The 454-nt window shown below is 52.2% G+C and carries 1 protein-coding gene; it reads right to left on the minus strand.

The window, feature by feature from the left end; all coding sequences use genetic code 11:
* Positions 1 to 22 precede the first annotated feature (22 nt).
* On the minus strand, positions 23 to 454 hold a 432-nt coding region (locus tag D7X55_RS46345), incomplete at its 5' end, for a substrate binding domain-containing protein (protein ID WP_199747404.1).

Genomic DNA, 454 nt, shown 5'->3' on the forward strand with positions numbered 1-454 from the left:
CCGCTCGAAGCCTCTTTGATGTTTAATGCGATTGCGAATGCCCTGTCTGGTGCTTCAGCTTCTCCAGCAAAAAATCGATAAGCACCCGGCATTTAGGGGGAAGATAGCGATTGGGATGATACAAAATCCATGACATCCCGTAATAGGATGTCATGTAGTCCCATTCGGGAAGGACCTGAATAATCTGTCGGTTATCCATGACCTGTTGCGCGGAAAAGCGCGGCAGGCACCCGATGCCCAGATGATGAATGATGCCTTCCAGCCTCGCTTTGCTGTGATTTGAGGCATAGCGCCCGTGTACCGCAACGCTGATTTGCTCCCCGCTGGCGATATGACGAAACTTCCACTGATTATCCCCGGGCACTTCTCCCAGATAAATACAGCTGTGCTGCGTTAAATCCTGCGGGTGCTGTGGGATACCGTGCTGTTGCAGGTATTCTGCGCTGGCACAGAG

This window comes from Corallococcus sp. AB049A, from assembly GCF_003668885.1.
Lineage (GTDB): Bacteria > Myxococcota > Myxococcia > Myxococcales > Myxococcaceae > Corallococcus > Corallococcus interemptor.